Origin of the sequence: Thiocapsa sp., assembly GCF_011390875.1 — a bacterium.
GTDB lineage: Bacteria > Pseudomonadota > Gammaproteobacteria > Chromatiales > Chromatiaceae > Thiocapsa.
The window spans coordinates 1-5,538 of the sequence record NZ_JAABRP010000259.1; the positions used below are offsets into that span (position 1 = coordinate 1).

Sequence of the window (5,538 nt, forward strand, 5' to 3'; positions counted from 1 at the left end):
GATCGATCTCGACATCCAGGCCGAGGGCGATCTGCATATCGACGCCCACCACACGGTGGAGGACATCGGCATCACGCTCGGTCAGGCGCTGGCGCAGGCGTTCGGGGACAAAAAGGGCCTGCGTCGTTATGGTCACGCCTACGTTCCGCTGGACGAGGCCCTGTCGCGTGTCGTGGTCGATCTGTCCGGTCGCCCCGGGCTGGAGTTCAACGTCGACTTTACCCGCGCCATGATCGGCGGGTTCGATGTCGATCTCTTTCGTGAGTTCTTCCAAGGTCTGGTGAACCACGCGGCCATGACGCTCCACATCGACAATCTGCGCGGCGCGAACGCGCATCACCAGGCCGAGACCGTCTTCAAGGCGTTCGGGCGTGCGTTGCGCATGGCCGTGGAGCCGGATCCACGGATGGCCGGGATCACCCCGTCCACCAAGGGTGCGCTTTGAGGCTCGACCCACCTCGTCGTCCTTGCCCGATCTTTCGGCAGGGGGCGCCTATTCGATATCCGACAGCGAGTGACCGATCCATGCTGCTGATTCCCGCGATCGATTTGAAGGACGGCCGCTGTGTGCGCCTGCGTCAAGGCCGGATGGACGAGGCGACGGTCTTCTCCGACGACCCGGTCGACACCGCTGCACGCTGGGTGGGAGAGGGTGCGCGCCGACTGCATTTAGTCGATCTCAACGGCGCCTTTGCCGGCATGCCGGTCAACGGCGAGGCCATCCGCGGTATTGCCGAGGCATTTCCCGAGCTGCCGATCCAGGTCGGCGGCGGCATCCGCGACGAGGCTACCATCGCAGCGTATCTGAGCGCCGGGGTGACCTACTGCATCATCGGGACCCAGGCGGTGAAGGAGCCGGTCTTCGTCGAGCGCGCCTGTCGATCCTTTCCCGGGCAGATCATGGTCGGACTCGATGCGAAGGACGGGCAGGTCGCCATCGAGGGCTGGGCGAAGGTCACCGAGCATCTTGCCGAGGATCTCGCCAAGCGCTTCGAGGACGCCGGGGTCGCGGCCATCATCTACACCGATATCGGCCGCGACGGCATGATGAACGGGCCCAACGTCGAGGCTACCCGTGCGTTGGCCGGGGCGATCCGCACCCCGGTGATCGCCTCCGGCGGCATCACGGTCATCGACGACGTGCGTGCGCTGGCCGAGGTGGCAAACTGCGGCATCATCGGGGCCATCACGGGCCGTGCCATCTATGAAGGTACGCTCGACTTCGCCGAGGGGCAGCGTCTTGCGGACAGCTTGAGCCCGCGTTGAGCCGGCGTGAATTCCGCACCGGCGGAGCCGCGTGTTGTCGATACTGGTACCGTCGCGGGGAGATCGAACATGTCTGACGACTGGCTCGACGCCATCCAATGGGATGCCCGGGGACTGGTGCCGGCGATCGCGCAGGAGCACGGGACCGGGATCATCTTGATGATGGCCTGGATGAATGCCGAGTCGCTGCGGCTGACGCGAGACACCGGACACGCCGTCTACTGGTCGCGCTCGCGCGGGCGACTCTGGCACAAGGGCGAGGAGTCGGGTCATCAGCAGGTGGTGCATGCGATTCGGCTCGATTGCGATGCGGATGTCGTGCTCTTGGAGGTCGAGCAGAAGGGCGGGATCGCCTGCCACACGGGGCGTCACAACTGCTTCTTCCGCGAGCTCGATGCGCAGGGGCGTTGGGTCGAGAGCGCGCCTGTCCTGAAGGATCCGCAAACGATTTACGGGAAGGACGAATAGACCATGAATGACTTGCTCGAGCGGTTGTCCGACGTTTTGGAGGCGCGGAAAGGGGCGGATCCGGGAAGCTCCTATGTTGCAGGCCTTTATTCCAAAGGGCTCGACGCCATCCTCAAGAAGATCGGCGAGGAAGCGACCGAAACCGTCATGGCGGCCAAGGACGGAGCCCCCGAGAAGATCGTGCACGAGGTCGCGGATCTCTGGTTTCACACCCTGGTCCTGCTAGCGCAGCAAGGTCTCGGCCCCGGCGATGTTCTGGCGGAGCTGGATCGGCGTTTCGGCCTCTCGGGGCTGGACGAGAAGGCCGGGCGGGGATCCTGACACTCATAAAAACCGGCCGACCTCGACTCACCGAGGACTAACCGCCTCCAAGGGATTGCGGTATGATCCGGTCGCTTCGGCTGCTCTGAGACAAGAGTACGGAAGACATCCGAAATCCAGCCGTCGGACTTGTGTACCGTCGGCCTTCCCACTGAATCGAGTCGACCGTCTCAACACGACGGTACGGAGGAAAACATGGGCGCTGGTGGCATCAGTATCTGGCAGCTTCTGATCATCCTGGTCATCGTGCTGCTGTTGTTCGGAACTAAACGACTCAAGGGCATCGGCTCCGATCTGGGCAACGCGATCAAGGGCTTCCGAAGCGCCATGTCCGACAGCGAGAAGGCCGAGGAAGAAGCCGAGGCAAAGCGGGTCGAGCAGACCGCCGAGAAGCGCGTCGCCGACGGCGAGGCGGCCAAACGCGAACCGGCGAAGCCGACGGACAAGTCCGCCTAAGATGTATCCCTGAGCGAGGCGGTCACGCGAGGTTGCCATGTTCGACATGGGTTTCTGGGAGATGGTGGTGATCGGTGTCGTGGCCCTCGTCGTGATCGGGCCCGAGCGCCTGCCGAGGGTCGCGCGTATCGCCGGACTTTGGCTGGGGCGTGCACGCCGCACCCTGTCATCGGTCCAGGACGAAATCCGGCGCGAGCTCAAGGCCGACGAACTCAAGGAGATTCTCGACAAGCAGGCGCGCAGCCGCCCGCTCGAAAGCATTCTCGAAGAGCCGGCGAAACGAACCGCCTCGCCTGCCTCCGACGCCGCGGCCACGCGTGCCCCGGCGCGAGGCGAGCCATCCGGCGCGCTCGACGAGTCGGCCGCGACTACCCGGCCGACAGAGCGAGACACCTCCGCGAGCTGACCGCGCCGATTCGGCGATCCGATCCACGCTCGTCGGGCACGCCGACGCATCGCTCGCCCGATTAGCTCGCCGAGCCGCCATCCAATCTGCGACGAGAACATCACCCATGTCCCCCGCGAAGCAGCCCGATGATCCGGGTGCCGAACAGCCTTTCGTCTCCCATTTGATCGAGCTACGCGATCGTCTGATCCGCATGTCGATTGCGATCTTCGTGGTGTTCTTGGCACTCTTCCCGTTCGCCAACGAGATCTACACCTTTGTCGCAGCGCCCCTGATGGCGCAGTTGCCGGATGGCAACACCATGATCGCCACCCAGGTGGCCGCGCCTTTCTTGACACCCTTCAAGCTGGCCCTGATCGCCGCGGTGTTCCTGTCGATGCCTTTCTTGCTCTACCAGTTTTGGGGGTTCGTCGCCCCCGGGCTCTACAAACACGAGAAACGCCTGGCGACGCCTCTGCTGATCTCAAGCATCATCCTGTTTTACGTCGGGGTCGCGTTCGCCTACTTCGTTGTCTTCCCGTTGATCTTCGCCTTCCTGTCGGCATCCACGCCGGAGGGTGTGGCGATGATGACGGACATCTCCGCCTATCTGGACTTCGTGCTGGCCCTCTTCTTCGCCTTCGGAATCGCCTTCGAGATCCCGATTGCGACGATCCTGGTCGTGGCGGCCGGGATCACGACGCCGGACGCACTTGCCTCGAAACGCCCGTACGTCATCGTCGGTGCCTTCGTTATCGGCATGCTGTTGACGCCGCCGGATGTCATCTCGCAGACCTTGCTGGCCGTGCCCATGTGGTTGCTCTTCGAGCTGGGGATTGTCTTCTCGAAGATCCTGATGCGAAAACGCGCGACGGAGACCGACGAAGACCCGGATCCCGAGGCATCGGGTAGCGGGTTGTCGGCCTTGGGTTCCGGTCCGGATGGACCGGTCGGTGGCTCGGCCTCGGGCCGAGTGACACCCCGCCCCGGGACGCCTGCTGCCGGGCGGGAGATCGGGCGCGATCTCGATCCGCACTTCGACGACCCGGATCGCTGGCAGCCGTTGAGCGAGTCGGAGATGGAGGCCGAGCTGGATCTGATCGAGGCCGACGAGCTCCCGGAGACGCCTCGACGTGCCGAGTTGAACCCCGCTTCGGCGACGCAAGCGACGCCCCCCGAGATTGCACCTGTAATCAACTCGGTCGAGGAGAAGATTCGGCGGGCGAACCGACTCCGCGAGCTCGGCAGCACCTTCGCGGCGCGCACGGTGCTCTACGAGGTTCTGGAGGAAGGCGATGCCGATCAACGGCGCGTGGCACGCAACATCCTCAATCAGCTCGACGAGGCTTGAGCGGTTCCGAGACGCCTTTGCCCGATCGGCGCCTCTAACTCCAAAGGCGAAATCGGGTGTAACGCGAGGTGGGCTGTGCCGCCTGCCGCTCCTCATGCCATCGCATGATGACCCTCGTTCGTTTTCTCGCCCTCCGGCCGTTGACCGCATCGCGCTACATGCAAGGCATTGACTGCCATGATAATCGCGTTCGCTCGTTGTGGTCCGACAGCTGGGCCACGCCCGCTACGTTCCCGTTGGGCCTCTAGGTGACGCCCGTCGCTGTTGCTGCATCTTGTCGAGAATCACGACGCCGGCTCGCTAAGCCTGGCCTGACAACGCCCGGGATGCATCCGAGGCACTCGAAGGCCGGATCCATGGTGACTGTGCCGAGCCCGAGACGTTAGATCGTCGCGTTGAAATAATTGCTTCTTTCAATGGCTATGCTGGGATAGTATAGTTTTTACCACCATTTGAAGATCGAAATCCCAATGGGCTCAGGATCCCAGATTCACTATAAACAGAATCGACTCAAACAACTGCGGGCCTTTTGCCATGCGGCGCGCACCGGCAGCGTCAGCGCTGCAGCCGAGAAGATCTTTCTCAGTCAACCCACCGTGTCTTTGCAGATTCAGGCGCTGGAGCGCGAGTTCAGCACTGTCTTGTTCGAGCGGCGGGGTCCCAAGATCAAGCTGACTCCCGAGGGCGATCTGCTGTTCCAGATGGCCGAGCCTCTGGTCGAGGGTATGGACAAGCTGCACGAGGCCTTCGCGACGCAGTGCGGTCGTGTCGATCGCGGCGTGTTGAACGTCGCCGCCGGCGAGTCGACCATCCTCTACATCCTGCCCGACCCGGTACGCGCCTTCGTGGACCAGTATCCGGGGATCGAGCTGAAGATGCACAACGTAACCGGCCGCGACGGGTTGGCGATGCTGCGCGCGGACGAGGTCGACCTAGCCGTGGGGTCGATGCTGGATGTGCCGGACGACATAACCTACCGCCCATTCGTCACCTATCAGCCGACGCTTATTACACCGAAGGATCATCCGCTGGCGGGTCGGGAATCGGTGACCCTCGAGGAGATCGCCCCCTACGGCCTGATCCTTCCGCCGCGGCATCTCAGCACTTGGCGGATGGTCGATCTGGTGTTCAAGCAACACAACCTGGCCTACCGGGTCACGTTGGAGGCTGGTGGCTGGGAGGTCATCAAAAAATATGTCGAGCTGGGCTTGGGTATCTCGATCGTGACCGATGTCTGTCTGACTGGTGACGAAAACTTGAGTAGAATCCCACTCTCTCAGTATTTCCCGAA

8 protein-coding genes are annotated in these 5,538 nt (G+C 63.1%); all 8 read left to right on the forward strand.

Annotated features, from left to right (window positions below):
* Window positions 1-445 (forward strand): imidazoleglycerol-phosphate dehydratase HisB (hisB, locus tag GPT33_RS16565; RefSeq protein ID WP_296811077.1); only part of this gene is annotated, 445 nt, incomplete at its 5' end.
* 80 nt (window positions 446-525) lie between these two features.
* Window positions 526-1,266: a 1-(5-phosphoribosyl)-5-[(5-phosphoribosylamino)methylideneamino]imidazole-4-carboxamide isomerase gene (gene hisA, locus GPT33_RS16570; RefSeq protein WP_296811080.1), complete on the forward strand. Its 741-nt coding sequence runs from the start codon at window positions 526-528 to the stop codon at window positions 1,264-1,266.
* 69 nt (window positions 1,267-1,335) lie between these two features.
* Window positions 1,336-1,734 (forward strand): phosphoribosyl-AMP cyclohydrolase, encoded by a 399-nt coding sequence (gene hisI / locus GPT33_RS16575; protein WP_296811083.1) that lies wholly within the window; start codon window positions 1,336-1,338, stop codon window positions 1,732-1,734.
* 3 nt (window positions 1,735-1,737) lie between these two features.
* Window positions 1,738-2,055, forward strand: coding sequence for a phosphoribosyl-ATP diphosphatase (locus GPT33_RS16580; RefSeq protein WP_296811086.1), 318 nt, complete (start codon window positions 1,738-1,740; stop codon window positions 2,053-2,055).
* A 195-nt stretch (window positions 2,056-2,250) separates the two neighbouring features.
* Window positions 2,251-2,511 (forward strand): twin-arginine translocase TatA/TatE family subunit, encoded by a 261-nt coding sequence (gene tatA, locus GPT33_RS16585; RefSeq protein ID WP_296811089.1) that lies wholly within the window; start codon window positions 2,251-2,253, stop codon window positions 2,509-2,511.
* 37 nt (window positions 2,512-2,548) lie between these two features.
* On the forward strand, window positions 2,549-2,917 hold the full coding sequence (gene tatB / locus GPT33_RS16590; protein ID WP_296811092.1) for a Sec-independent protein translocase protein TatB: 369 nt from the start codon (window positions 2,549-2,551) through the stop codon (window positions 2,915-2,917).
* A 106-nt stretch (window positions 2,918-3,023) separates the two neighbouring features.
* Window positions 3,024-4,247 carry a twin-arginine translocase subunit TatC gene (gene tatC / locus GPT33_RS16595; RefSeq protein WP_296811096.1) on the forward strand — a complete coding sequence of 408 codons (1,224 nt, stop codon included), beginning with the start codon at window positions 3,024-3,026 and terminating at the stop codon, window positions 4,245-4,247.
* A 470-nt stretch (window positions 4,248-4,717) separates the two neighbouring features.
* Window positions 4,718-5,538, forward strand: an 821-nt coding sequence (locus GPT33_RS16600) for a LysR family transcriptional regulator (protein ID WP_296811098.1), incomplete at its 3' end; no start/stop codon positions are given.

Bases quoted from the DNA above. Each gene is read 5' to 3' on its own strand.
- hisA (WP_296811080.1), top strand. From the start codon at position 526: ATGCTGCTGATTCCCGCGATCGATTTGAAGGACGGCCGCTGTGTGCGC.
- GPT33_RS16580 (WP_296811086.1), top strand. From the start codon at position 1,738: ATGAATGACTTGCTCGAGCGGTTGTCCGACGTTTTGGAGGCGCGGAAA.
- tatB (WP_296811092.1), top strand. From the start codon at position 2,549: ATGTTCGACATGGGTTTCTGGGAGATGGTGGTGATCGGTGTCGTGGCC.
- hisI (WP_296811083.1), top strand. From the start codon at position 1,336: ATGTCTGACGACTGGCTCGACGCCATCCAATGGGATGCCCGGGGACTG.
- tatC (WP_296811096.1), top strand. From the start codon at position 3,024: ATGTCCCCCGCGAAGCAGCCCGATGATCCGGGTGCCGAACAGCCTTTC.
- tatA (WP_296811089.1), top strand. From the start codon at position 2,251: ATGGGCGCTGGTGGCATCAGTATCTGGCAGCTTCTGATCATCCTGGTC.